Here is a 25,313-nt window from a genome sequence, read left to right as displayed (position 1 = left end):
GTGCTCGGCGTGACCGCGGCAACGACGGGAGCTGCCGGTTCCGCCGGAGCGGCCGATCGCATCTGCTGCTGACCACGCTCACGACGGGGCAGGCGTGGCCGCGAACCGCGGCCGCGCCAGTCCTGTCGAGGCCGCGCCCCGGCGATAGGCGTCCAGCGCGGCGTTCGAGTCGCCGGCGTCCTCGAGCAGGGCAGCCAGGTCGAACCACAGCTGGGCGATGTTGCGGTCGACGCCCAGACCGGCCAGCACCTGGATGGCCCCTCCGTAGCTCTCTCGTGCCGCGGCCAGATCACCCCGGGCCGCGCTGACCTGTCCCCGCACGACGAGGGCCTCCGCCTGCAGCATCGGCGACTGCCCCCCGATGAGCGCCTCACCCTCCTCGACGCGCGTCAGCGCCTCCTGGTGCTCCCCGAGCATGAGGTGGGCCTTGGCGACGGCCAGATGGTGGTCGGCCCGGTCGAGCGCACTTGCCGAGGACCAGGTCAGCTCGCGCTCGGCCTGCTGCAGCGTGCTCTTGGCACCCTCGGGATCCGGCGGGTCGAGACGCAGCTGGATGAACCCGACCTGCGTGCGCAGCCGCCCCAGGTTGCGGGAGTCGTCGCCCAGCTCGAAGAGGGCCATCGCCTTCTCGGCCAGCTGCAGTGCCGTGACGGTCGAGCCCCGGCGGGACTCGATGACACTGGCGTTCCAGTAGGCAGATCCCTTGGCCACAGGGGAATCGACACGCTCGGCCTCGTCGATGGCCCGCTGGCACATGCGCATCGCGTGGGCCAGGTCGCCCCGCTCCATGTAGGCGCCGGCGATGGTGACGGTGAGCTGGATCGCCTCCGTCGTACCGGCCAGGCCGAGCTCCTGGATGTAGGCGGCCGCCTGCTCCCCCACCGCGATCGCGCGGGCGAAGTCGCCCGACTCGCGATGACATCTGCTCAGGGCGATCAGGGCCTTGAGCCACGACGCGTCGGCCCGGGGCTCGGCCACGAGGTCCTCGAGCAGCTGGATCGCGTCGCTGGTCCGGCCGAGTGCCTCCAGGGCGAGGGCGCGCGCCTGCCGAGCGGCACGCTCGAGATCGCCACCAAGCCCCAGGGAGGAGTCGGCCAGCACCTTGTCGAGCCGCTCCAGCGCCGAGGCCGGGTCTCCGGAAGCCAGCGAGAGCTCGGCGTAGTCGACCTCGAGTCGCCGCTCGGCATCCGCCGGCGTCGACTCCTCCCCCAGCAGCTGCTCGAGCCCCACGTCGAGCCGGGTCGCCATCCGTTCGAGCAGGCCGGCCTCGGGCCGGCGCTGACCGGCCTCGATGCGGGAGACGTACGCCGCCGACGCGTCCTCGCCGGCCAGCTGCGACTGGGTCAACCCGGCAGCCACCCGGGCGTGCCGGATGCGCCGGCCCAGCTCGGCCGCGTCGATGGTCCGGCTCAGCTCGGCGTAGTGCATGTCCACGCCGACATTGTGCCCGCTCGATTGGCCTGAGCAGGCAAGAAGCGACAACCCCGACTGGCAACCCGTGCCGCCCTGACCCGAGGCGCACCCCTCGCAACCTCGAATCCCGAAACGACGAGGTCCCGAGAGGCCCCGCCTCGGAGCCTGATCTAAGCACGACTTGTCAAGATGTGACAACGTGGCAAGTCGCATCCGAGACGTCCGGGGGTGCCGCCAGCCCTTGGTCGCTGAGGGCGGTCCGCAGCGCGTCCGGAACCGTCCGCCCCGACGCTGCGACCCCGGCCGCGCGTAGCAGGAGTCCCCGCTCAGACCTCACGGCGAACCGGCAGCGCTCTTCCGCCGAAAGTGCTCGGCCAGTGCCGTCTCGTCGTGGTCCTTGAAGCCGTCCTCCATGGCCGTGGTCAGGACGGCGAGATTTGCCCTGGCCTGTGGAAGCTGGGCCCCCGCCGACTCGCCAGCAGCGATGGCCAGCCGCAGGTCCTTCGCCGCGAGCTCCAGTCGAAACGCCACCGGCGCCTCCGCCGGCCGCTCGAACGACTCCTGCCGGTAGTGGACGAACGGAGCGGCGATCGCGCTCTCGAGGAAGACCCGATACGCCAGCGACCGATCGATGCCCGCGCGCTCGGCGAAGACCAGTGCCTCGGAGACGGCTCCGTTGAGGCTGTGCAGGACGGCGTTCACGGCGAGCTTCATGTTGCTCCCGGCTCCACTCGGCCCGAGTGCGATGACCGGTGACCCGAGGTCGAGGAGCAGTGGGCGCGCTCGCTGCACGTCCTCCGCCTCTCCTCCGGCCATGATGGTGAGGGTCGCGGCAGTGGCGGCGGCGACGCTGCCCGACACCGGGGCGTCGACGAATCCGATGCCTCGCTCGGAGAGTGCTCGGTGCACCGTCGACACCGTCGCCGGCGAGATGGTGCTCATGTCGATGGCCAGCGCCCGGTCCGGCAGCTCGGCCAGTACGCCGCGCTCACCGAGGTAGACCTGCAGCACGGCAGCGTCGTCGGCCACCATCGTGACCACCATCTCTGCGTCACGCACGGCTTCGGCCACGGTGTCTGCAGCCTTCCCTCCGTGCTCGGCGACGAACGCCTCGGCTGTCGAGCGGGTCCTGTTCCAGACCACGACGTCGTGCTTCGTGCGCAGCAGGCTTGCGGCCATCGGTCTGCCCATGCGCCCCAACCCGAGGAACGCGACCGTGGTCATCGCACCGCGCCGATCGTCCGGCCGGTCATGCCAGCAGCCTCAGCGGCTGCTCGATCACCGAGGCGAGGGCAGTCATCCATCGCGCCGCGAGGGCACCGTCGATCGCTCGGTGATCGACGGAGAGCACCAGGTTCATCAGCGTCGCCACCTCCACCGCACCGTCGGCCACCACCGGCTGAGGCTTCCCGGCTCCGACGGCGAGGATCGCGGACTGAGGCGGATTGATGATGGCGGAGAACTCGTCGACGCCGTACATCCCGAGGTTCGTGACGCTGATGGTGCCGCCCTCGAGATCGCGCTGCTGGAGCTTGCCCTTGTTGGCCTGGTCCACCAGCTCACGGACGCGGCGCGCGATGGCGCTGGGCGTGGAGTTCTGCACGCCCCGGAGCACCGGTGTCACCAGCCCTCGTTCCGAGGCGATGGCCACCCCGACGTCGACCGAGTCGTACTGGCGCATCGCATCGTCGGTCCACACGACGTTGGCCTCGGGAACCTCCTGGTGGGCGGTCGCCACCGCGCGGACCACGAGGTCGTTGACCGAGATGCGTTGCGCAGAGACGTCGTTGAGCTGGGCGCGCAGCTCGAGAAGCGCATCGATGCGCACCACCCGCCTGACGTAGAAGTGCGGGACGGAATGCTTGCTGGTGGTCAGCCGTGCCGCCACGGCACGGCGCAACCGGGTGTGCTCGACCTCGGAGTACGACGGACCGGGCGTCGACGCTGCTCGCGCGGGCTGCGCCGCCGGCTGGTCGGCAGGCTCGGTCGTGGACGTGGACGTCTCTCGTTCGCGACAGGCCTGCACCGCGTCGCGCTTGGTGATCCGGCCGTTCGGCCCCGTGCCAGAGACCTCCTCGAGATCGATCCCGGCCTCGGCGAGCAGCCGCCTCGAGAGTGGCGTTGCGAAGATCCGTTCGCGGGCCGGCTCCTCCGCCACTGGGGCGCCGGACTCCGGATCTGTCTCGGCTGGGGTCTCCTCGGATGCCTGCTGCGCCGGCTCGAGGTCCTTCCCTCCGGACTGGGTCACTCCGAGCTCCGCCAGCAGCGAGTCGGTGTCGCCCGCTTCCTCCGAGGCACCGACGAGCGCCAGCGGAGACCCGACCTCGACCGTGGTGCCTGACTCGACCAGGCGTCTGAGCACCGTGCCGCTCGCCTCGGCCTCCACCTCGACGATGGCCTTCTCCGTCTCGACCACGACGATCGGCGCACCGGACTGGACGTCGCCGCCCTCGTCGACCAACCACTCGGACAGCACCACCTCGGTGGCGCCGGCAGCGACCTCGGGCACTCGCATCAACGTGGCCATGGGGTGCTCGTTCCTCGATTCCGTCGGCGGTTCAGAAGTTGGGGAGTCGTCGTAGCGCTTCCACGACTTCCTCGGTGCGGGCGATGGCGGCACGCTCGAGCACCTTGCTGATGCTCGGCGAGGCGGTCGATCCCGTGACGCGCGTGACGGGAGCGTCGAGCCAGTCGAAGAGCCGCCGCTGGATCTCGTCTGAGAGCCATCCGCCGTACGACGTGCCCACGGCGCCCTGTTCGACGATCAGCACCCGGTTGGTCTTGCGCACGCTGGCGGTGATCGTGTCCCAGTCCACCGAGGCGCGGTCGAGCCACCGCAGGTCGATCAGGTCGGCCGACACCTCGGGGACCTGCTCCAGCGCTTCCAGGCAGTGGCGCACCATCGAGAGGTAGGAGATGACGGTGACGTCGTCGCCCTCGCTGCGCAACGCCGCCTTGCCGACCGGGATCCGGTAGTCGAGGTCGTCCGCCGGTCCGGTGCCCGTGCTCGAGTAGAGGTCGACGTGCTCAAGGACGACGACAGGGTCGTCGCACGCGAGCGCGGTGTTCATCAGGCCCACGTAGTCGAACGGGTTCGACGGAGCCACCACGCGCAACCCGGCCGCCGTGGTCAGCACGCCGGCCGGGTCCATCGAGTGCTGCGAGCCGTAGCCCGTCCCCGCCGCCAGCTTGCTCCGCAGCACGAATGGCACGGCACTCTCGCCGCCGAACATGTGTCTGGCCTTGGCGATCTGGTTGAAGATCTGGTCAGCCGCGACCCACATGAAGTCGGCGTACATGAACTCCACGACCGGACGGAAGCGACCGTCCAGGGCCATCCCTCCACCCATGCCGGCGAAGGCGTTCTCGCTGATGGGGGTGCCGAGAACGCGCTCGGGGAACTTCTCCAGGGCAGCCTTGGTGGCGCCGTTGGTGCCGCCCTTGAGGCCGTCGACGTCCTCTCCGAGGACAACGATCGACTCGTCGAGCTCCATCGCCCGGCCCATCACGTCGCTGACCACGTCGATGAACCGGCGATCGGTCAGCTCGCCGTCGAAGGTGTCCTGCTCCTCGTAGCGACTGTCGTCGAGCTCGCTGAGGTCACCCCTGATGCCGACGTCGACGAACCCGGGATCGGGCCACTTGTCGGCTCGCACACGGCGTTGCCCCGGCTTGCCGTCGGGCACCGGTTCGAAGAGCTCGTCGCCGATCGCGCCCATGGCGTCGGTGATCTCCTGCTTCTTGGTCTCGAGCTCGTCCTCGGTCATCAGCTCGCGGCGTACGACGTGTCGACGGAGCAGGTCGAGCGGGTCTCTCTCCCGCCAGCTGCTCTCCTCGTCCTTGGTCCGGTAGCCGAAGGCGCTTCCCGGGAACGGGCCGTTCTGGTGGAAGTAGCGGTAGACCTCGGCCTCGATGATGGTCGGGCCCTGGCCGGTTCGCATGTGCTCGAGCGCCTCGGCCGTGGCCAGCCTGACGGCGAGCGGGTCCATGCCGTCCACACGCCAGCTCGGGATGTCGAAGCCGAGCCCGCGTGCCGAGAGCCGTGGCTCGGCCGTGGACGTCGAGAGCGGGGTGGAGACGGCGTACATGTTGTTCTCGATGAAGAAGCAGACCGGGAGCTGCCGCGCGGCCGCCAGGTTGAACGACTCGAGGACCGACCCGATGTTGACCGCGCCGTCGCCGAAGTAGGTGAACGTGACGGCTTCGCTGCCTGCCCGCTGCTGGTTGAACGCGAAGCCGAGTGCCTGGGGTACGCCGCCCCCGACGATCGCGTTGGTCCCCATCGCGCCGGCCTCGCGCCACTGCAGGTGCATCGAGCCGCCGCGTCCCTTGCAGAACCCCTCCGCGAGCCCACAGATCTCGGCCAGGGCGCGCCGCAGCACGGTGTGCACCTCGTCGGTGAGCTCGGGGACCCCGTCACCGGCCGGCTCCATCACGTGGCCGAAGGCCTTGGCGAGGAACTGGTGGTGCCCCCGGTGGGAGCCGTTGACGAAGTCGGTCGTCTCGAGGTCGAGGATCGAACCGACAGCACCCCCCTCCTGGCCGATGCTCGAGTGGGCCGGGCCGTGCACCAGTCCGTCGGCGGCCAGCTCGAGGACGTACTCCTCGAAGACCCGGATCCAGAGCGTCTGCACCACCATCATCCGCAGGTCTGCGGCCGGCAACGCGTCCCAGTCGGACCTGGTCGTGGTCAGCTCGACCCAGGCAGACGCGGGAGCCAGCCGCTTCTTCTTTGCCATGACGCCTCTCTGTACTATGGATCCATTTGTGGAGCATGGGCGCGATCTCTGAGCCTGGATGTTGCGCTCAGATGTAGCGCCCCTCACAATCTAGGTGAGCAATGGATCCATTACAAGCGTTGGGGAGCCCCCATGAGCGAGCAGACCGGCCCCATCCCCGGGGTCACCGGCGTCGACCACATCGGCGTGACCGTGCCGGACCTGGACGCGGCACGGGCGTTCTTCGTCGAGGTGCTCGGTTGCGAGTACATGTACACACTCGGCCCGTTCGCCCACGACGACAGCTGGATGAGCGAGCACCTCAACGTGGCGGACACCACGGTGATGCGGCAGCTGCACTTCTTCCGTCTCGGCGGCCAGGCGATCTTCGAGGTCTTCGAGTACGACGCCGAGGACCAGAACCCGACCCCGCCCCTCAACAGTGACATCGGCGGGCACCACGTCGCCCTCTACGTCACGGACCTCGACGCCGCGGTCGCCCACCTGCACCGTCTCGGCCTGAGGGTCCTGGGTGAGCCGACCGCCAGCAGTGGGCCCAGCGAAGGACAGCGCTGGATCTACTTCCTGTCACCGTGGGGCATGCAGTTCGAGCTAGTCTCCTACCCGCACGGCAAGGCCTTCGACAAGGGGGGACAGGTGCCCATGTGAGCGAGCTCTACGACACGGCACCACCTGCCGCCGTCGCGAGCCAGCGCATCGCCGACCATGTCCGCGAGCAGATCCTCTCCGGCGTGCTGAAGCCCGGGGCGCGGATCCGTCAGGACGAGCTGGCCGAGGAGCTCAGTGCCAGCCGGTTGCCTGTCCGCGAGGCCCTTCGGATCCTGCAGTCGGCCGGACTGGTGACGCTGCAGTCCAACAAGGGCGCGTGGGTGACCCGCCTGGACCAGAAGGACTGCGAACGCAGCTACCAGATCCGCGAACGGCTCGAACCGCTCCTGCTCAGGGAGAGCATGCCTGGGATCACCACCGAGGACCTGGCCCAGCTCGACGAGCTGCAGGAACGCATCGAGGCAGCCGCCGATGTCGAGGAGTTCCTGGTGCTCGATCGCGCCCTGCACTGGGCGACGTACAGGCACAACGACGCACGCGAGCTCGCCACCATCATCGGCCGGCTGTGGGACACCACCCAGCACTATCGACGCGCGTTCAGCCACCTGGCGCGAGAGTCCCGCACCTGGATCATCAACGCCGAGCACCGGTTGCTCATCCAGGCGCTCCGCGACAGGGATGGCGACGAGGCCGAGCGCATTCTCGAGCTGCACATCCGTCGGACCCGGGTCGAGCTGCGCGTCCACCCCGAGGTGTTCGACACGGTGGTCGCGCCCTAGCGCCGTCGCCGTTCAGACCGCGTTGACCAGGCCCAGCAGGCGATCGCGGTTGTCGGGGGATGCCTTCAGGTCACCCTCCTCGATGAGCAGGGCCAGCTCCACCGTCGCTGCGTTCGCGGGGGCGCTCCCGCCCCGGCGCCGTTGCTCGTCGACCACCAGACCGTTGATCTCGCGCACCTCGCTGCGACGGCCCTTCATCCAGTCCTGCAGCACCGTCGTCCGGGTCTCCGGGAGGGTGAAGTGCTGAAGCACCTGGTCGAAGAGCTGTTCCACATAGCGCGCGGGATCGGAGACCTCGGCGTCCGTCAGGCCGAAGATGGGCCGTGCCCGGTTGCCGGTGTCGATGGCGGTCTGCAGCGCCTCCCGGCCGGCACGAAGCATGAAGTCGCGCATGCCGGGCAGGGCCTCGGCATCCGCGAGCGGCAGGTCGAGAACGGCCGAGGGCACCAGCTCTGCCGCGTTGACCACGAGCTTCATCCACTTCGAGGAACGGATGTCGTCCGAGACCTCGACCGTCCCAGCAGCGCTCAGGACGGCCGCCACCTCCTCGGCTCCTGCCTGCACACCGGCCCGGACACCGCCGACCGCGAACCAGGATCGCGAGGGTGGGCTCTGTCGCTCGACGACACCGGGCACGAACATGTTCGAGGACACCTCGATCACGCTGGCCAAGGTCCGGTCGGGACCGACCACCTCGGCCATGTCGTCGAGGGTCATGCCGTTCTGCAGCCCGACGACGAGACCGTCGGAGGCCACGAGGGGCTTGATCAGCTCGCACGCCCATCGGGTGTCGTAGGCCTTCACCACCACGAACACCAGGTCGAACGGCCGTCGCAGGGTGGCCACCTCGCACAGGTGGATGACCCGCACGTCCGTCGTCTGCACCTCGTCGGGCATCTCCACCCGGACCCCGTGCTCGCGCATGGCCTCGACGTGAGCGGGCCACTGCTCGATGAAGGTCACGTCGTGACCGGCCCGGGTGAGGTCGGCACCGATCGCGGCGCCGTTGGCGCCGGTGCCGAGGACCGCGATCCGGGGCCGGTCCGGGAGGGCCATCTCAGCCCACCAGCTCGTGCTGCACGAACTCGATCTCGCGAGCGACGTAGTCCGTGATGTCGCCGGTCTTCAGGTGAGCCGGCAGCACGTCCCAGGTGTAGGTCTCGATCTCGAGGTGGTCCGACAAGGGTGTCTCCCGGTGCATCCGAAGGGCGTCCTGCACGGCGAACCTCGTCGTACGAAACGGGCCGATCTCCTCGAGGAAGACGGGCACGTGGAAGTGCGTGCGGATCTCCGCCGGGCGCGGGTCCTTCTCGAAGTCGTCGAGCGCTTCACCCAGGTTGAGGTACTTCGCCACCTCGCCACCACGACGCATCGTGGTCTGGCTGAGATAGATCGTGTCGGTGAACTCCCGGAGCCTGGGGATCTGTTCCGTGGTGAGGTGCTCCACCCAGAGCGCCGCTGCTTCCTGGAGCTTGAAGATCGGGATCCCGGCCGCGACCAGCCCGCGCAGGGAGTCACCGATGTCCTCGAAGCCCACGGACTGGTGACCGATGTCGAAGACCACTCCCAGGTGCCGGCGCAGCAGCCCTTCGGCCTCGGAGATGGGCACCGCCGCGATCCTGGCGAACTCCCGCACCCCCGTCTCGGCGTACACGTGGTGGATGAAGTAGGCGATCGTCTCCTTCGTCGACTCCAGGTAGCAGGCCGGCTCGGGCTCGAGGGCCAGCTTCACCCGTCGACCGGTGCGGGCCTCGACCTCGACGAGGTGTGCGACGACGCGGAACAGGTTGGTGGTGAACAGTGCGACGTACGCCTCGTCGGTCACCTTCGGCTTGAACGCCAGTGGTGCCGTCTGGATGCTGGGGCTGACGTCGGTCGGGGAGATGTCGGCCAGGATGTCGGCTACCTGGTTGGTGTAGAAGACGCGGTCCTGGGTGGTCCAGTCGGGCTCGTAGACCCGCTCCATGACGCTGCCTCCCTTGAACGGCCCGTAGGGGAAGGCGTTGACCGTGTAGACGTACATGTCGTGGGACTCGAGGAAGTCCTTCAGGTCCGCACGCTGTGCTTCGTCCGCACCCAGCGTCCGGGCGGAGTCGGCCGAGATGCGGAGTGAGACGCCGAATCGGCTGCCGGGCGACACGCGCTCCTTGACTGCTGGCAGGTGCTGCTCGAGGCTCGCCCGCATCTCGGCCCAGGTGTCTCCCGGATGCACGAGTGTCGAGTACGAGAGGTGACCGAGACCATTGCCGATGTCCATGACGGAGCGCTCCTGTGTTCAGTCAAAGTGAACACAAACGTAGGCTGACGCGACACCGCCGTCAAGGCGGGTCGAGCGCGACCGTCAGTGTCGCTGACCGTGCACGAACCAGATGCCCTCGAACAGGGCGGTGCCGGGGTTGCGCAGCGTGTGCGGGATCGAGGAGTCGAAGCCCAGCGACTCGCCTGCGTGCAGCACGAACAGCTCGTCACCGACGGTGACCTCGACGACGCCCGCGAGTACGTAGCCGTACTCGTAGCCGTCGTGGGTGATCAGGTCGCCTCCGGCGCTCGAGGTCGCGCCCGGCGCGTAGGCGATCTTCATGAAGTTGACACCGTGCTCCGGGGTCGCAGCAAGACGCTCCCAGATCACTCCCTCCGCCATCGTCAGGTGCGGCCGGTGCGAGGGATGCGCCACGGAGACGCGGTTCGAGTACTCCGAAGGCTGCCATGCGTGGATGGGGTCCATGTGGCCGTTGGCCCCTACAGCCCTGGCACGCTCCGCGGCGGCAGCCCCGTCGGACGCCGAGGCCTCCCGGTCCTCGAAGAGCTCGTCGACGGAGACGTTCAGCAGCCTGGAGAACGAGTAGAGGGTGGCGACGGAGGGTTGGGACTTGCCGTTCTCGATCTGGGAGATCAGCGACGGTGACACGTCGGCCTGGCGTGCGAGCTCACGCAGGCTCAAGCCCGCCTTCAGCCTGACGTCCTTGAGCCGTTGACCCAGATGATCCATCGGATGTCCTTGCCCGCTCTCTGGAGCTACCCGGCGACGCGCGATCCTGTGTGCGGCGTCGCCCGAAGATTAGCAGCACTGTACGGTCCAGAAGTCAAAGTCGCCTCGATCAGGTGACAATTCGCCTCCACACGCGACTGCCCAGCCGAGAAATGGGACGACCGATGCCCTTGCTGTTAATCCACATGCAACAGTAGGGTCAAGGTCGATGAACGAGCGAGGGGCGTGACAGTGGCGGCACCAGGGAGTCAGGGACGGGCCCTCGTGGTGGGGGTCAGCGGGATCGTCGGGCAGGCGGTGGCCGCCAAGCTGGACGCCGAGGGGTGGGACACCTACGGCCTCTGTCGCAGCGGCACCAGCATCGGCGACCACGTGACCACCCTGCGAGCCGACCTGTCGGACCCCACTGCCCTCGCCGTGGCGCTGGAGGGCGTCGCCCCCGAGCTGGTCGCCATCACGGCGTGGACACGCCAGGACACAGAGGCCGAGAACATCGCGGTCAACGGTGGCGCCGTACGCAACCTCTTGGCCGCGCTCGAACCCGCCAGGTCGGTCAGGCACGTGGCCCTCATGACAGGGCTCAAGCACTACCTCGGCCCGTTCGAGGCGTACGCCGTGGGGGAGATGGCCGACACGCCCTTCCACGAGGAGGAGCCCCGACTCGACTCGCCCAACTTCTACTACGCGCAGGAGGACGAGCTGTTCGCGTCGGCAGAGCGCAACGACTTCACCTGGAGCGTGCACCGGGCGCACACGGTGTTCGGCTTTGCCACTGGCAACGCGATGAACATGGTGGCGACGCTGTGTGCCTACGCCACGATCTGCAAGGAGCAGGGGCTGCCCTTCGTCTTCCCGGGTTCGGAGACGCAGTGGAACGCGGTCACCGACGTCACCGACGCTGAGCTCCTGGCCGAGCAGATCCTCTGGGCCGGGACCGAGGAGGCGGGCCACGACGAGGCGTTCAACATCGCCAACGGCGACGTCTTCCGCTGGCGCTGGCTGTGGCCGCAGGTGGCGGCGTACTTCGGCGTGGACTGGGAGGGCTTCGAGGGCACTCCGCGAACCCTGGAGACCTCGATGGCCGGCATGGAGGACGTCTGGCGGTGCATCGCCGACAAGCACGGCCTCGTGGAGGGCGACCTGTCCCGGATCGCTTCCTGGTGGCACACCGACGGTGATCTCGGACGCAACATCGAGGTCATGACCGACATGAACAAGAGCCGGAAGGCGGGTTTCACCGGCTCTCGCGACACCCGCGACAGCTTCTTCGAGTACGCCGAGCGCTACCGGAAGGCGCGCGTCATCCCGTGAGTCCTCAGAGCGCGGCTGTCAGCTCGATGTGTGCCTTGATCGTCGACTCCGGGTGGTGCGCCGCCTCCAACGCCTCGACCGCTTTGTCGATCCCGTAGCGCTGGGTCACCACGGCGGTGAGGTCGATGCCGCTGTTGGCCAGGAACCGGAGGGTCTCCGGCCACACGCCCGGCGAGCCGATGGAGCCGGTGATGCGTAGCTCCTTGGACTGGATGAGTCCGAGCTTGGCCGGCGCCTCCTGGCCGACGTCGATGCCGATGTAGGCGATGCGTCCCTGGAACGCCACGAGCTCGAGCGCGCGGGCCATCACGGCCGGACGACCGCTCGCCTCGACCACGACGTCGGCGCCGCGACCGGCGGTCAGGTCCTTCAGCAGGTCGTCGACGTCGTCGGGGTGGGCGGTGTGATGGGCACCCAACGCCTCCGCCGACGTACGACGGTCGGCGGAAGGCTCGACCACCACGACCACGGCACCCATGGCCCTGGCCGCAGCCACGACTGCGAGACCGACGGGTCCGGCGCCCAGCACGACGACGACATCGCTCGCGTCGACACCACCAGCCCGCACCAGGGCGTAGTAGGCAACGCTGAACGGCTCGACGAGCGCACCCATGGTGTAGGAGAGCTCGTCGGGCAGCCGGTGCAGCCACTCGGGGCGTGCCACGAAGAACTCCGCTGCCGCGCCGCTGATCGAGAACCCGAAGTGGTCGGCACCGATGACGCACTCCCCCACCACCCGGTCTCCCGGCGAGAGGGTGGTGACCGCACTTCCGACCGCCACCACCTCGCCGGACCACTCGTGGCCAGGGATGAGTGGATAGGAGAACGGGATGATGTAGCGACCCTCGAGCAGGTCGATGTCGGAGTGGCACACGCCCACGGAGCGCGCGGCGACCAGCACCTCGTCATCCGCGATCTGCGGCGTCGGGAGCTCCACGACCGTGGCCACGCTCTTGTCCTGGTACTGCAGCGCCTTCATGCGTCCTCCTGCATTTCCGTGTGGGTCTAGCGGGCCTGGACCAGGACCTTGACCTGGTCGCCGGTGGGCGAGAGGAGCGTCTCGAAGCCGGCCTGGACGACGTCGGCCATGGCGATCTGAGCCGTGACCACCTTCTCCACGGGATAGCGACCGCTGGAGATCAGCCCGATGATGCGGGGCCAGTCGTGCACGGGATAGCACCACGTCCCGGCGAGCGTGATGTCGTGCTCGGCCAGGACCATCGGGTCGATCGAGGCCGCCTTGGTGTGCAGGCCGGTCTGGGAGATGCGGCCCGCGGACCGGACAGCCGCGATGGCGGTCTGCAACGCACGCTCGTTGCCCGAGCACTCGATGACTGCATCGAAGCCGATGCCGCCGGTGCGGTCCTTGACCCACGCAGCGACGTCGGTCTCGGACGGGTCGAGCACCTCCCCCACGTCGAGGCTACGAGCGAGGGAGGCCCGGACGGGGTTGACCTCGGAGACGACCACGTCGGCCCCGACCGCGGACGAGTACAGGGCCGCGAGAGCACCGATCGGCCCCGCCCCTGTGACGAGCACGGTGTCGCCCGGTCGCACCTGCGCCGTGTCCACGCCGTACGCCGCGACGGCAGCCGGTTCGACGAGGGCGCCCTGCAGGTCGGAGACCTCTTCGGGGAGCACACTGACATGGCTGGCGGGGACCACCGCGAGCTCGGCGATCCCACCCCACCCGAAGCTGAGTCCGACGCAGGCCATCGACACACACAGGTGGTTCAACCCGCGCCGGCAGTAGTAGCACTCCCCGCAGTAGAGCAGGGGCATGACCGAGACCCTCTGACCTGGCTGCACCCCCGAGACGCCGGGACCCACCTCCACCACCTCGGCGGAGAACTCGTGGCCGAGGATCTGCGGTAGCTGTGACTGGTTGAGGGGGTGCGGTGAGGCCGGGATGACGATCGGGCCCATGGCGTACTCGTGCAGGTCGGTGCCACAGATCCCGCACCAGCTGGGCCGGAGCAGGACCTCGCCCGGCCCGGGACTCTCCGGACGGGTCACGTCCTCGACGCGGATGTCGTGATCTCCGTAGAAGACTGCTGCTCTCATCGGTGGGCTTCCCTTGCGTTCGTCGGAGTGGGAGGAGTGGGGCGGGTGTGCGCGGTCGTCATGGGGCAGGCACCAGCGCGGGGTCGAACAGCACCTTGCCCTCGAGCTGTCCTGTCGCCAAGAGCTCGAGCTGTTCGGGCAGGTCCTCCAGAGGGAGCACCGCCTCGAGCAGCTCGTCGGCCAGCGCCGTACCTTCGAGAATCTGCAGCGCTGCCGCGAGATCCTCGGCACAGACGTGCGCGAGGGTGGTGACCACCGAGATCTCCCGCATCACGAGAGTGTGCACGTCCACTTCCTGCTGGGTGGACGGCAGGCCGACCTGCAGGATGGTCCCGCCCGTGCGGACGATCTCGATCGCCGTGTTCAGCTGGCCTGGCGCACCACTGGCCTCGATGAGGACGTCGACCGAACCTCCGCCCAGGCTCTCGCGCACCCGAGCCACGACGTCGTCGCCGGCCGCCACCGTCCGCGATGCTCCCAGGCGGGCAGCCCGGTCCAGCCGGGTGCCCGGAAAGTCGATCACGGTGATGTCGGCGTCGACGAGTGACTGCAGACCGGCCAGGACGAACGAACCGATGGCTCCCGCGCCGATCAGGACGACACGGTCTCCTGCAGCGACACCCGCCCGCCGAGCCGCGTGCAGGCCGACTGCCATCGGCTGTGCCAGCCCCGCCCGGTCGACCGAGACCGAGTCAGGCACAAGCGTCAGTACGCTCTCGGGTACGGCGACGAGTTCGGCCATGCCCCCGGCGGCGTTGAGTCCCAGGGTGTAGTAGCGGTCACAGATGTTCGTCCGCCCCTCACGGCAGCGGAGGCACTTGCCGCAGGAGACGCCGGCTCCCGAGGCAACGACGTCACCCACGGCGAACCGACCGGACTCGCTGGTCTCGACGACCTCGCCGACGAACTCGTGCCCGAGCACCATGGGCCCGGTGTGCGCGGTCACCGGGTGGACCCGGTCGACCGGGAACGTCTTCGGACCGCTGGACCACTCGGTGGCATCGGTCCCGCACATCCCGCTGCGCAGCACGCGAAGCACGACCTCACCTTCGCCTCGCACGGGCTCGGGAACGTCCTCCACGCGCACGTCGTGGGCACCGTGGAAGACGGAGGCCCTCATCACGCATCCCCGGGCTGCTCGCCTCGACCGGCCGCGGTGTTCAGGTGCGACTGCGAGCTGCGGATCACCGGCAGCTGGCCGCCCACCGAGAAGTAGCGTTGTCCCGCCACGAGCAGCTCCTCCGCCGGGAACTTGGTGACGACCTCGCACCCGGTCGCGGTGACGACGAGCTCCTCCTCGATGCGGGCGGCGCCGATGCCGTCCGCCGATGGCCAGTAGGTCTCGAGTGCGAAGAACATGCCTTCCTCGAGCACCTCGGGGTGGTCCAGGGACACGAGCCGGGAGAAGATCGGCTTCTCCCAGATCGACAGGCCCACGCCGTGCCCGTACTGGAGGGCGAAGGCGGCCTCCTCGTCGGGGAACCCGAACTCCTGCGCCGTCGGCCACACCGACACGATGTCGGCGGTCGTCGCGCCGGGCCTCACCAGCGCGATCGCTCGATCCATGTACTCACGCGCACGGGTGTAGGCGTCGTGCTGCGCGTGGCTCGCCGAGCCCACCGCGAACGTCCGGTAGTAGCAGGTCCGGTAGCCGTTGTAGCTGTGCAGGATGTCGAAGAACGCGGGGTCCCCCGGCCTGATGATCCGGTCCGAGTAGACGTGCGGGTGGGGAGAACACCGCTCCCCCGAGATGGCGTTCACGCCTTCGACGTACTCCGAGCCGAGGTCGTAGAGCACCTTGGAGACCAGCCCCACCGTCTCGTTCTCCCGTACCCCGGGGCGGAGGAACTCGTAGAGCTGGTCGTAGGCGGCGTCGACCATCGAGACGGCCTGGGTCAGCAGCGAGATCTCGTCCTCGGTCTTGATCGCCCTGGCGTTCAGGAACACCTGCTGGCCGTCGACGACCGTCACTCCGGCCTGCTGCAGGGCGAACAGGATGGGCAGCTCGATCACATCCACCCCGAGTGGCTCGTCGAGCAGCCCGAACTCCTCCAGCTCGCGCTTGATCTTCCTGGCCACCTCCTCGGCGATCCCGGCGTCGGGGTTGAACGCTCCGCGGAGGGTCGAGATGCCGGCACGCGCACCCGACTCCCGGCGGGGTCGCACCGCGCCGTGGTGTGGGGCGTGCGGGTCGGCGTCCATCTCGGCAGTGGTGGTCGAGAGCCAGGGGTTGAAGAGCTGGTGGTGGCGCGCCGCCGAGCCGAAGTCCCACACGATCGGGTCGGAGTGCCGTGTCAGGAGCGAGAACCGGATCATCTTGTCCATCGCCCAGGTGCCGATGTGGGTGGAGGACATGTAGCGGATGTTGGAGAAGTCGAAGGCCAGCAAGGCACCGAGGTCGGAGGCCTCGAGCTCATTCTTGAGTCTCGCCAGGCGCTCGGTGCGCAGGCGGTCGAACGAGATGCGGCTTTCCCAGTCGACGGCGTTGGTGCCGTACGTTGCAGTGCTCATGCTGTTCTCAAGCCTTTCTGTCTGCCGGACAGCGAGTTGGAGGGGACGTGTGCGGGTCGTGCTCTGGGCAGGACCCGGCCGGTCAGGTCACCAACGTGCGCTTCTGACGACGTGATCGGGCCAGCGTGTAGACGACGGCCGCAACGAGGATCAGCACTCCCTGGAAGTAGTACTGCGAGGTGGACCCGAGCCCGAGGAACGTCGTGGCGTTGAGCAGCTGCTGCAGGAGGACGGCACCGACCAGGGTGCCCACGAAGGTTCCGCGGCCACCGAGGAGGCTGGTCCCGCCGAGCACGACTGCCGTGACACTGGTCAGGGTGAAGGCGCTCCCCTGCGACGGGTCGCCGATGCCGTACTGGCCCATGAACATCAGGGCTCCGAGGAAGACGAACAGCGAGGAACCGACGTACGCCAACAGGATCGTGCGGTTGATGCTGATGCCGAGCCGTCGCGCCGAGTCCTCGTTGGACCCGACAGCCCGCAGCTGCCAGCCCCACGGACGGCGTCGGAGCAGGAACTCCATGACCAGGGCCAGCGCGACGAAGGCCATGAAGGCAGCAGGGATCGGACCGAAGGTGTAGTTCACCGCGTTCTGGAACGACAGGCTGATGTAGCCACCCTGGGTCGACCTCAGCAGGAACGCCATGCCGCCCAGCGCGATGTAGAGGGTCAGCGTCGCCGCGATCGGCGTGAACTTCCCGAAACGTATGAGGGATCCGTTGATCAGGCCGACCACGGTCGCCGCCGCGATCATCAGGACGAGCCCGACCACCAGCTCCCATGGTGACTTCCCGTCGTTGACGTAGAAGGAGGAGATCACCACGAGGAAGCCGGCGAGCGGACCCACCGAGAGGTCGATGCCTCCGGTGAGCAGGGCGATGTTCTGGCCCATCGCGATCAATCCGATGGCCGTGGCCGCCGTGAGCAGGTTGGTGATGTTGAAGCTCGACAGGTAACGCTCGTTGCCGGGGGCGATGTACGCCGCCAGGCCCACCATCACGACCAGCAGGAGCACGGTCGGCGTGTAGTCGCCCTGGATGAAGCGACGCAGGGCCGGAGCACTGGCCTCACGTTGTGCCGCGGCCACGGAGACCGCTTCCGCGGTGGAGGTGACCGCAGCCGAGATGATGCGTTCCTCGGTCACGTCGGCACCCTTCAACGTCTCGACGACGTGTCCGCGCGACATGACCAGCACCTGGTCGCAGAGGCCTTCGAGCTCCTTCGCGTCCGAGGACGACACGATCACCGGCACACCACGGGCCGAGGCCTCGCGCAGGATGCCGTAGATCTCGGCGCGGGCGCCCACGTCGACGCCCTGCGTGGGCTCGTCGGCCACCAGCAACGGCGGGTCCGAGAGCAGGGCACGCGAGATGACGACCTTCTGCTGGTTGCCACCGGAGAGTGCTGACACCGACGCGTCCAGGGAGGGCGCCTTGACCGACAGCGACCGGAGCGAGCCGCGCACGCTCTCGACCTCGCGACCACGGTTGAGGAAAGGTCCGGACTTGAACTTGGTCAGAGCCGACAGCGCGGAGTTCTCCCGCACCGACAGGCTCATCATCAGACCTTCGGAGTGCCGGTCCGAGGGCATGTAGGCACTGCGTCGGAGCAGGTCCCGAGCGGACAGCTTCGTTCCCTCGACCTTGACCGTCCCCGTGAACGACTCCTGGCCGGCAAGAGCACGGAGCAGCTCGGTCTGGCCGTTGCCGACCACACCCGCGACCCCGATGATCTCGCCTCGCGTGGCTGACATCGACACGGAGACGAAGCCCGGCCCGGAGAGGTCGTCGAGCACGAAGTTCGGCTCGCCCGGCTCCTGGGCGACGTGCTTGTCCGGGAACGTCGAGTCGAGGGTGCGACCGACGATCAGGGCCAGGAGCTCAGGATCGGAGATGTCGGCGACCTGTGAGGTCCCCCGGACCCGACCGTCGCGCAGCACGGTCACTCGGTCCGCCAGCTCGCGCACCTCCGCCAGCCGGTGCGTGATGTAGATGACCGAGGTGCCCTCCGCCACTGCGTCACGCACCCGTCGGAACAGCAGGTCCACCGCGTCGCCGCCCAGGGGCGCCGTCGGCTCGTCGAGGATCAGCAGCTTGGGCTCGAAGGCGAACGCCTTGGCGATCTCGAGCAGGTGCTTCTCGGCCAGGGTCAGCGACTCGACGCGGTCACTGAGGTGGACCTGGAGCCCCACGCCGTCGAGGAGCGCCCGCGCCACCTTCTTCTCCGGTGCCCCGGCGAAGACCGACCGTGGCAGCGCCACCTGCAGGTTCTCCAGGACGGTCAGGTCCGGGAGCACCGCGGGATGTTGGTGCACGATCGCGATCCCCAGCGAGGCCGCGGTCTTCGGGTTGAGCGAGGTCAGCTCGGTGCCGAGGACCGTGATGGTGCCCTCGTCGGGGTGTGTGGTGCCCGTGGCGATGTTGACCAGCGTCGACTTGCCGGCGCCGTTCTCACCGAGGATGGCGTGGACCTCCCCTCCGAGAACACGGATGGACACGTCCGTCAGCGCCGCGACACCGTCGTAGCGCTTCGAGATGTGGGCCATCTCGAGGGTCAGGTCGCCCACCTCCTCGAGGTGGCTCTGCACGTCGACGTACTCCTGGGTCACAGCAGTCCCTTGCATGTCGTCTCTCGAATCCGCGGTGCTCGGGGTCGGGTCGTCGTCGACCCCGAGCACCAGCGTGTGGTCGTGTGCCTACTTGCCGAGCTTGGCCTGCTCATCACCGGGCATCTGCGCGGAGAGGTAGACGTCACCGGGCAGGTCCTTCTTGCACTGCACCCCGTTGGGCTGCTTGCTGACGGAGTCCTCGAAGACCGGCCCCTTGAAGGAATCGGCCTCGGGGATCTTGCCGCCCGTTGCCTTCGCGACGGCGTAGTCCACCGCGAGGCGGACGTTGTCGTTGCCGGTGGCCACCGTGACCATCTTGAACGGGCTCTTGGCCTGGCTGTCCTGCCAGAAGCAGCTCAACGAGTTCCCGTCCGAGGTGGCCAGGGCCGGGATCGCGCGGCTGCTCTTGGGGAACAGCGGGAGCGAGCTGACCAGGGTCGGTCCGAAGTCAGACACGATCACGTCGATCTTCGGGTACTTCGCGATGTCCGCCGTGAGCAGCTGCTGGGTCAGTGTCGGGTCCCAGTTGGTCGGCTGGAACGGCGTCTGCCCGATGAACTTGTAGCTGGCGGGCAGGTTCTTGCGCAGTGCCTCGTACTCGGTGGTGCTCTGGCTGTTGCCCGCGGGTCCACCCAGGAACAGGATGTTGCCGCCGTTCGGCACGTTCTTCTTGATCCAGGCGGCCCAGTTGTTGCCGTCGTTCGCGAAGTCGTCGCCGATCCACTTGTCGAAGTTCACACCCGCCTTGCCACCGGGGTCGACGCGGTAGGGAACAGTGACCACGCCCGCCTTGAAGGCGCTGGTGAGGGCGGGCAGCACAGCCTTGCCGGCGTCGGGGAAGACCACCATCGCGTCCACGCCGGAGGACACCATGCCCTTGATGTCGGAGATCGCCTTCTGGGTGTTGCCCTGACCGTCCGCGTAGCGGAACTTGGTCACGCTCGGGCACTTCGAGGCCTCGTCCTTGCCGGAGGCCGTGGTGACCAGACGCCAGCTGTTGCCGCCGAACCCGTCCAGCAGGGCGAAGTCGACCTTCTTGGTTCCGCACCAGTCCGGAGCCCCCTTGACGTGGGTGACCGGCCCGCCTGGCCCGTTGGCTTGTCCTCCTGAGCTTCCACAGCCGGCGAGGACCATGGACACCGCCGCGACTGATCCGAAGATCGCCGCGATCCTGGTGCGAGACTTCATCTTTCTCTCCTCTTGTTTGCGCGCGACGTGCTGTCACGCTCTGCCGGCCCCGAAGCCGAAAAACTGGTCATGCTGTCTGGCCCTGAGCAGGCGTGGGCGAACGCCGTACGACCGACCTGACGATCGCCGGCCAATCGAGGGTGTAGAGCGAGATCCCGATCGCGAGGGCCGCTGCCTGGACCAGCGGGGAGATGGCGGGTGAGACGCCGAGCACGCTCACCAGCTGGATGAGCTGCTGGAGGAAGATCGCGGCGATCACGGTCGGCAGGGGGTAGCCACGCCCGCCCAGCAGCGAGGTGCCACCCAGGACCACGACCGCGATCGACGGGAGCAGGAACGTGTCGCCGGCGTACGCCGTGGGCTGGGCCGTGATGCCGGCGATCAGGACCCCGGCCAGGCAGTAGAGCAGCTGGGCCCACACGTAGCCGAGCGATTGGACGGTCCGCACCCGGAGACCGGCTGCTCGGGCCGCCTCACGGTTCGCGCCGATCGCCTCGAAGCGTCGACCACTCACCGTGCGCTTCACGATCGCGGAGACGACGGCCAGGGCCACGGCCGCGAAGAAGATGGAGTTGGGGACACCGGCCGTCGATCCGCCGGCCACACTGCCCAGCGCGTGCGTGGTGATCCTCGGCCGTCCTCCGGAGATGCCGAGGTTGATGCCGTACAACACGGCATTCGTGCCCAGCGTCGCGATGATCGCGTTCAGCCCCAACCCGCCGATCAGCACGCCGTTGAGCAGCCCCGCACCGACGGCGAACACGATCGCCAGCAGGATCGCCGGCAGCAGCTTTGAGCTGTCCCCGTCTGGAATGTGGGTCACGATGATCAGCGACAGCGAGATCCCGCCCGCGACGGAGAGGTCGATCCCCCCCCTGCTGGACCACCAGCATCTGGCCGAGGCCGGCGATCGCGAGCACGGCCGCCACGGGCAGCATCCCCGAGAAGGAGGTGGAGGAGACGCTGGCCGAGTCGAGCAATGCGCTCACGATGAACAGCAGGATGGTCGCCGTACCGATCGTCACCAGGCCCTTGGAGACCGAGAACCGTGCGCTCCTGAGCTCAGCACGCTCCTGCTCGACCGGGTCCGCGACTGCCACCTGTACCTCGCCCTCTGTGACGGCGCTCACGCCGTGATGTTGAGCGAGACTGTACAAAGTTGCGTGGCTGCGCACAACCCCAGCGCGGTCTGACCGGTCGGCGTGTTGACCTGCCATGAACATCTGCTGGACACGGCGCGGCCCGGTCAGCACGCGGGTGATCCCCGGAACGCGGAACCGCCGCGCAGGTCGGGACGGACGGGTTCTCCGCCGCCACGGGTCGCCGGGACGCACCTCGGGACACCCAGAGGGTGAGGAGGGTCGAGACAGCAAAGAACCCGGTGAACTGCTGCGTTTCCGCAGGTCACCGGGTTCTTCCTGTTGGTAGCGGGGGCAGGATTTGAACCTGCGACCTCTGGGTTATGAGCCCATTCGACCCGCATCTCTGGCGTCCCGCCCGATCCCAGACGTGCCGTCTGACCTGCGCGTATGCGTCTCGCCCGTCCCACGTCGTCCGGGCGCTCACGACGGTTTCCGCTGCGTTCTGGTCGCAGAATTGGTCGCACTGTGCGGGTCGTGGTCACCGTGATGACGGTGCACAAGCTGACCGCTGGAGATGGCTACACCTACCTCACGCGACAGGTCGCATCCGCCGATGAACATCGAGCCCAGGGTCAGTCGCTCGCGGACTACTACGTCGCGCGCGGCAACCCACCTGGCGTGTGGCTCGGAAAGGGAGCGCACCAGCTCGGTCTCGCCGGTTCCGAAGTGTCGGAAGCCCAGATGCGTTCGCTATTCGGAAAAGGGTGCCATCCGAACGCAGATGACATGCGCGCAACTGGCGCGACCGAACGGTCGACGCGTCTTGGTACCGCCTACCCCACGTACGCCGAGCTCGCGCCCTACGTAGAACGCGTGGCTCAGGCGACGAGGGACTTCGAGCTGACGAACGGACGGCCCGCCACCGACACCGAACGAGCGCGCTTGGCTGCCAATGAGGCGCGGCGCGGGCGACGAGCGGTGGCTGGCTTCGATCTGGTGTTCACTCCCGTGAAGTCCGTCTCGCTGCTGTGGGCATTAGGAGGTCCGGGCGTACGGGCACAAGTGGAGGCCGCCCACCACGAAGCAGTCGGCTCCACGTTGGCTTGGCTCGAAGAACACGCGGCCTTCACGCGGACAGGCCACGGGGGCGTTGCGCAGGTCGACACCACCGGTCTTCTGGCTGTTGCTTTCGACCATCGTGAGTCGAGGAGCGGCGACCCAGACCTGCATACACACGTTGCGGTGGCCAACAAGGTATGCGGCACCGACGGCAAGTGGCGTTCGCTGGATGCTCGTGGGCTCTACGCGCTCGGGGTCGCTGCTTCAGAGCGATACAACACCAGGCTCGAGGACGGGATGGCGCGTCGACTCGGAGTCGACTTCGCGGAGCGACCTGGTGGCGTCGCCGGGAAACGGCCGATCAGAGAGATCGTCGGCGTCCCCCACGAGCTGATCCGGCATTTCTCGCGACGCCGCATGCTCATCGAGCATCGCTATGCCGAGCTCCATGCCGAGTACCGCGCAACTCATGGGCGTGAGCCAGGCCGAGCCACACAGTTGCACCTCGCCCAACAAGCGACCTTGGAGACTCGCGAGGGCAAGGGACCGGGCCGCACCTTGGACGAACAGGTCGAGGACTGGACGGGCCAAGCGCGCCGGGTCCTCGGAGACAGTGCGATGGACCGCCTGATTGAGGATTGCATCGACCGCGAGGACGGCTGCACGGGATCGGACACGACATCGGTGCGCGACACAGCAAAGTCCGTTATCCATACCGTCTCGGGACAGCGATCGACGTGGTCAGTCGGGAATGTCTACGCCGAGACCGAGCGGCAGTCCCGCGGTCGTCGTTTTTCCTCTGCACACGAGCGCGAGGACTTCACCGCGGCGGTCGTCGAAGCGGCCACGGGACCCAACTTCTCAATTCGAATCGCTGAGCCGGAGTTGGTTACCGAGGCGCCCGCGCTCCGCAGAGAGAGCGACGGCGAGAGCGTATTCGTTTCTCACGGCACCGACAGGTTCACGACCAGTGAAGTCCTTTTGGCCGAAGACCGTCTGGTCGCCGCCGCACGCAGTACCGACGGGCCTTACATCGATGAAGCGGTACTCGAGGCCTCGCTGGCCATCGAAGAGTCCCGGACGCATCTCACGCTCGATGCCGGTCAACGCTCTCTCGTGGAGGCATTCGCCACGTCAAAGGCTCGGCTTGGCGTGGGAATCGGTCCCGCCGGATCGGGCAAGACGACTGCGATGCGGGCCTTCGCACACGCGTGGTCGTCGGCGGGACCAACCGGGGGAAGGCTGGTCCCTCTGGCGACGAGCTCCAAGGCTGCCCAGGTCCTGGGCGCCGAGCTCGGGCTACGGGCCGAGAACATGCACAAGTTCTTACACGAGAACGGCGCTGAAACGCCTCGTGATCCCTGGTACGCCCTGAGGTCCGGCGACGTCGTCCTCGTCGACGAGGCTGGGATGGCGGGGACCTTGCAGCTGGACGCGTTGCTCGAGCGGGCCGCCGAGAGCGGTGCGGCCGTGCGACTACTCGGCGACCCATCTCAACTGGCCGCCGTCGATGTCGGCGGAGCTCTCGACCTTCTCGAGCACGAAGTCGGCGCCAGTTATCTCACCGAGCTGCATCGGTTCGAGGATCCCGAGGAGGCCCAAGCAACGATGGCCATCCGCGCGGGGGACGCACGTGCCTTGGACTTCTACCGATCGGCCGATCGCATCTCCGCAGGGTCTCGTGACGCGATGCTCGAATCGGCGTACGACGCATGGGCCCGCGACGTGCGCGCCGGGCTGAGCTCCGTGTTGATCGCAGCCGCCACCTCCGACGTCGCCGCGCTGAACATCCGGGCGCGCACGGAGCGAGTTCGAGCGGGTCAGGTGAGTCTCGACGGCACCGAGCTCCACGACGGCAACGTCGCCGGCATCGGTGACTGGGTGGTGACCCGCACCAATGCCCGAGGCTTGCGCTATTCCAGGCGAGCGCGGTGGGTGCACAACGGCGATGTGTGGAAAGTCGTGAGTCGCCATGAGGACGGCTCGCTGACAGTCCAGCACAGGGAGAACCACGGCACGGTTCGGCTTCCTGTTGGATACGCGTCCGAGTCAGTTGAGTTGGCCTACGCCGCGACGGCCCATCGGGTGCAGGGCGTGACGACGGACACCGCCCACGCGCTCGTCTCTCCCGCCATGACCCGGGAGGCGCTTTACGTCAGCTCGACGCGAGGGCGCCGCGGAACCAAGTTGTATGTCGTGACGGAGCCCTCGGTCGGCATGGACTGCGACGCGGAACCGGAAGGTCCTCGTACAGCAGTGGAGGTGCTCACATCGGTACTTCGACGGTCCGGCGCCGAGTCGTCCGCCACACGCACCATCGGGTCTACCTTTGACGAGGCGTGTGCCCTGCCATCACTTGTCAGCCGCTATGAACACGCACGAGTGCTGGCCGCCGACTCGTCGCTCATTCATGCGTCCCGGGTCCTGCCAACAGACGTCCGCGCTCATGTACTTGGTGCGACCGGCGCGACCTACCTCGCAAAGACCCTCGCATCGGCCGCCGGTCGTGGCGCCGACCCGGCAGTCCTCCTGCGAGCTGTCTTCGACCTCGAAGACCTCGATCACGTTCGTTCTCCGGCAATGGTGCTCGCCTCGCGCATCGAGGACTACGCCGACTCCCTCGGCGTCCCCACCGAGCCAATCGTCGCGGCTCCCCTGCCCTGGCTGCCGACTCCCGAAGTCGGGGACGCCGGTTGGCGACCGTACCTACGCGAGCGAGCGCGTCTCATCGAACAGCGCGTGGAGGAACTGGGCGGCTTGTCCGCCGCATATCGCGAAGAGTTCGGTATTTCGGACCGAGATGGGTTGGGCGAGCCCCCCGAGCCCGGAACACGACGAGAGCACGCATACAGCCTGCTTGGCGACGATCGCCTCGAGACCGGCCGATCGAAGGCTTCACGAACAACACAGTCGTCGGAGTCCATGACTCCACCTCGTTCTCAACGTTCACGGCATCGGGGCCCACACCTGCACCGCTGATCTGAACCCACCACCCACGCGGCACTCCATCGAGGAGGAGCC

18 protein-coding genes and 1 tRNA gene are annotated in these 25,313 nt (G+C 68.0%); 4 read left to right on the top strand and 15 right to left on the bottom strand.

Annotated elements, in window-relative coordinates; all coding sequences use genetic code 11:
- Window positions 1–78 precede the first annotated feature (78 nt).
- The 4 genes from H976_RS27725 to H976_RS0120720 all read right to left on the bottom strand — a co-directional run bounded on the left by H976_RS27725 (window position 79) and on the right by H976_RS0120720 (window position 6,152).
- Entirely contained in the window at window positions 79–1,428 is a 1,350-nt protein-coding gene (locus H976_RS27725) for a helix-turn-helix domain-containing protein (protein WP_231389035.1), read from the bottom strand.
- 318 nt (window positions 1,429–1,746) lie between these two features.
- Window positions 1,747–2,637 (bottom strand): NAD(P)-dependent oxidoreductase, encoded by an 891-nt coding sequence (locus tag H976_RS0120730; protein ID WP_027863082.1) that lies wholly within the window; start codon window positions 2,635–2,637, stop codon window positions 1,747–1,749.
- 25 nt (window positions 2,638–2,662) lie between these two features.
- Complete coding sequence (locus H976_RS0120725; RefSeq protein WP_027863081.1) at window positions 2,663–3,940, bottom strand: dihydrolipoamide acetyltransferase family protein; 1,278 nt, start codon at window positions 3,938–3,940, stop codon at window positions 2,663–2,665.
- A 31-nt stretch (window positions 3,941–3,971) separates the two neighbouring features.
- Window positions 3,972–6,152 carry a thiamine pyrophosphate-dependent enzyme gene (locus tag H976_RS0120720; RefSeq protein WP_027863080.1) on the bottom strand — a complete coding sequence of 727 codons (2,181 nt, stop codon included), beginning with the start codon at window positions 6,150–6,152 and terminating at the stop codon, window positions 3,972–3,974.
- Window positions 6,153–6,284: 132 nt separating this feature from the next.
- Here H976_RS0120720 and H976_RS0120715 point away from each other — a divergent pair, with 132 nt between their 5' ends.
- Both H976_RS0120715 and H976_RS27720 read left to right on the top strand, forming a co-directional pair.
- Complete coding sequence (locus H976_RS0120715) at window positions 6,285–6,800, top strand: VOC family protein (RefSeq protein ID WP_027863079.1); 516 nt, start codon at window positions 6,285–6,287, stop codon at window positions 6,798–6,800.
- Entirely contained in the window at window positions 6,797–7,480 is a 684-nt protein-coding gene (locus tag H976_RS27720; protein ID WP_036227620.1) for a GntR family transcriptional regulator, read from the top strand. Before H976_RS0120715 ends, H976_RS27720 begins: the two co-directional genes overlap by 4 nt.
- A gap of 12 nt (window positions 7,481–7,492) precedes the next feature.
- Here H976_RS27720 and H976_RS0120705 read toward each other — a convergent pair whose 3' ends face one another.
- From H976_RS0120705 to H976_RS0120695, 3 genes are all read right to left on the bottom strand, one after another.
- Window positions 7,493–8,536: a ketopantoate reductase family protein gene (locus tag H976_RS0120705; protein WP_027863078.1), complete on the bottom strand. Its 1,044-nt coding sequence runs from the start codon at window positions 8,534–8,536 to the stop codon at window positions 7,493–7,495.
- 1 nt (window position 8,537) lies between these two features.
- Entirely contained in the window at window positions 8,538–9,737 is a 1,200-nt protein-coding gene (gene eboE / locus H976_RS0120700; protein WP_027863077.1) for a metabolite traffic protein EboE, read from the bottom strand.
- A gap of 84 nt (window positions 9,738–9,821) precedes the next feature.
- Window positions 9,822–10,469, bottom strand: coding sequence for a helix-turn-helix domain-containing protein (locus H976_RS0120695; protein ID WP_036227619.1), 648 nt, complete (start codon window positions 10,467–10,469; stop codon window positions 9,822–9,824).
- Window positions 10,470–10,700: 231 nt separating this feature from the next.
- On the opposite strand from H976_RS0120695, the gene H976_RS0120690 reads away from it, so the two are divergent.
- Window positions 10,701–11,780 carry an SDR family oxidoreductase gene (locus H976_RS0120690; RefSeq protein WP_027863075.1) on the top strand — a complete coding sequence of 360 codons (1,080 nt, stop codon included), beginning with the start codon at window positions 10,701–10,703 and terminating at the stop codon, window positions 11,778–11,780.
- A gap of 4 nt (window positions 11,781–11,784) precedes the next feature.
- On the opposite strand, the gene H976_RS0120685 is transcribed toward H976_RS0120690, so the two are convergent.
- The 8 genes from H976_RS0120685 to H976_RS0120650 all read right to left on the bottom strand — a co-directional run bounded on the left by H976_RS0120685 (window position 11,785) and on the right by H976_RS0120650 (window position 21,649).
- Window positions 11,785–12,759, bottom strand: a complete 975-nt coding sequence (locus tag H976_RS0120685) for a zinc-binding dehydrogenase (RefSeq protein WP_027863074.1) — start codon at window positions 12,757–12,759, stop codon at window positions 11,785–11,787.
- Between the two features lie 26 nt (window positions 12,760–12,785).
- Window positions 12,786–13,844 carry a 2,3-butanediol dehydrogenase gene (locus H976_RS0120680; protein ID WP_027863073.1) on the bottom strand — a complete coding sequence of 353 codons (1,059 nt, stop codon included), beginning with the start codon at window positions 13,842–13,844 and terminating at the stop codon, window positions 12,786–12,788.
- 58 nt (window positions 13,845–13,902) lie between these two features.
- Entirely contained in the window at window positions 13,903–14,964 is a 1,062-nt protein-coding gene (locus H976_RS0120675) for a zinc-binding dehydrogenase (protein WP_027863072.1), read from the bottom strand.
- Window positions 14,964–16,355, bottom strand: coding sequence for a Xaa-Pro peptidase family protein (locus H976_RS0120670; protein WP_027863071.1), 1,392 nt, complete (start codon window positions 16,353–16,355; stop codon window positions 14,964–14,966). Before H976_RS0120670 ends, H976_RS0120675 begins: the two co-directional genes overlap by 1 nt.
- A gap of 82 nt (window positions 16,356–16,437) precedes the next feature.
- Window positions 16,438–18,963, bottom strand: coding sequence for an ATP-binding cassette domain-containing protein (locus tag H976_RS0120665; protein ID WP_196804170.1), 2,526 nt, complete (start codon window positions 18,961–18,963; stop codon window positions 16,438–16,440).
- A gap of 87 nt (window positions 18,964–19,050) precedes the next feature.
- Entirely contained in the window at window positions 19,051–20,151 is a 1,101-nt protein-coding gene (locus tag H976_RS0120660) for a substrate-binding domain-containing protein (RefSeq protein ID WP_027863069.1), read from the bottom strand.
- 67 nt (window positions 20,152–20,218) lie between these two features.
- Complete coding sequence (locus H976_RS27715; RefSeq protein WP_196804197.1) at window positions 20,219–21,019, bottom strand: ABC transporter permease; 801 nt, start codon at window positions 21,017–21,019, stop codon at window positions 20,219–20,221.
- 554 nt (window positions 21,020–21,573) lie between these two features.
- Window positions 21,574–21,649 (bottom strand) — tRNA-Ile (locus H976_RS0120650).
- A 118-nt stretch (window positions 21,650–21,767) separates the two neighbouring features.
- Between H976_RS0120650 and mobF the strand changes: the two genes are divergently transcribed.
- Window positions 21,768–25,271: a MobF family relaxase gene (gene mobF, locus H976_RS29205; RefSeq protein WP_196804169.1), complete on the top strand. Its 3,504-nt coding sequence runs from the start codon at window positions 21,768–21,770 to the stop codon at window positions 25,269–25,271.
- Window positions 25,272–25,313 lie beyond the last annotated feature (42 nt).

Origin of the sequence: Marmoricola sp. URHB0036, assembly GCF_000426045.1 — a bacterium.
GTDB lineage: Bacteria > Actinomycetota > Actinomycetes > Propionibacteriales > Nocardioidaceae > Marmoricola.
The sequence above is the reverse complement of the archived record's forward strand: the minus strand, read 5'-3'. Positions and strand labels throughout refer to the sequence as shown.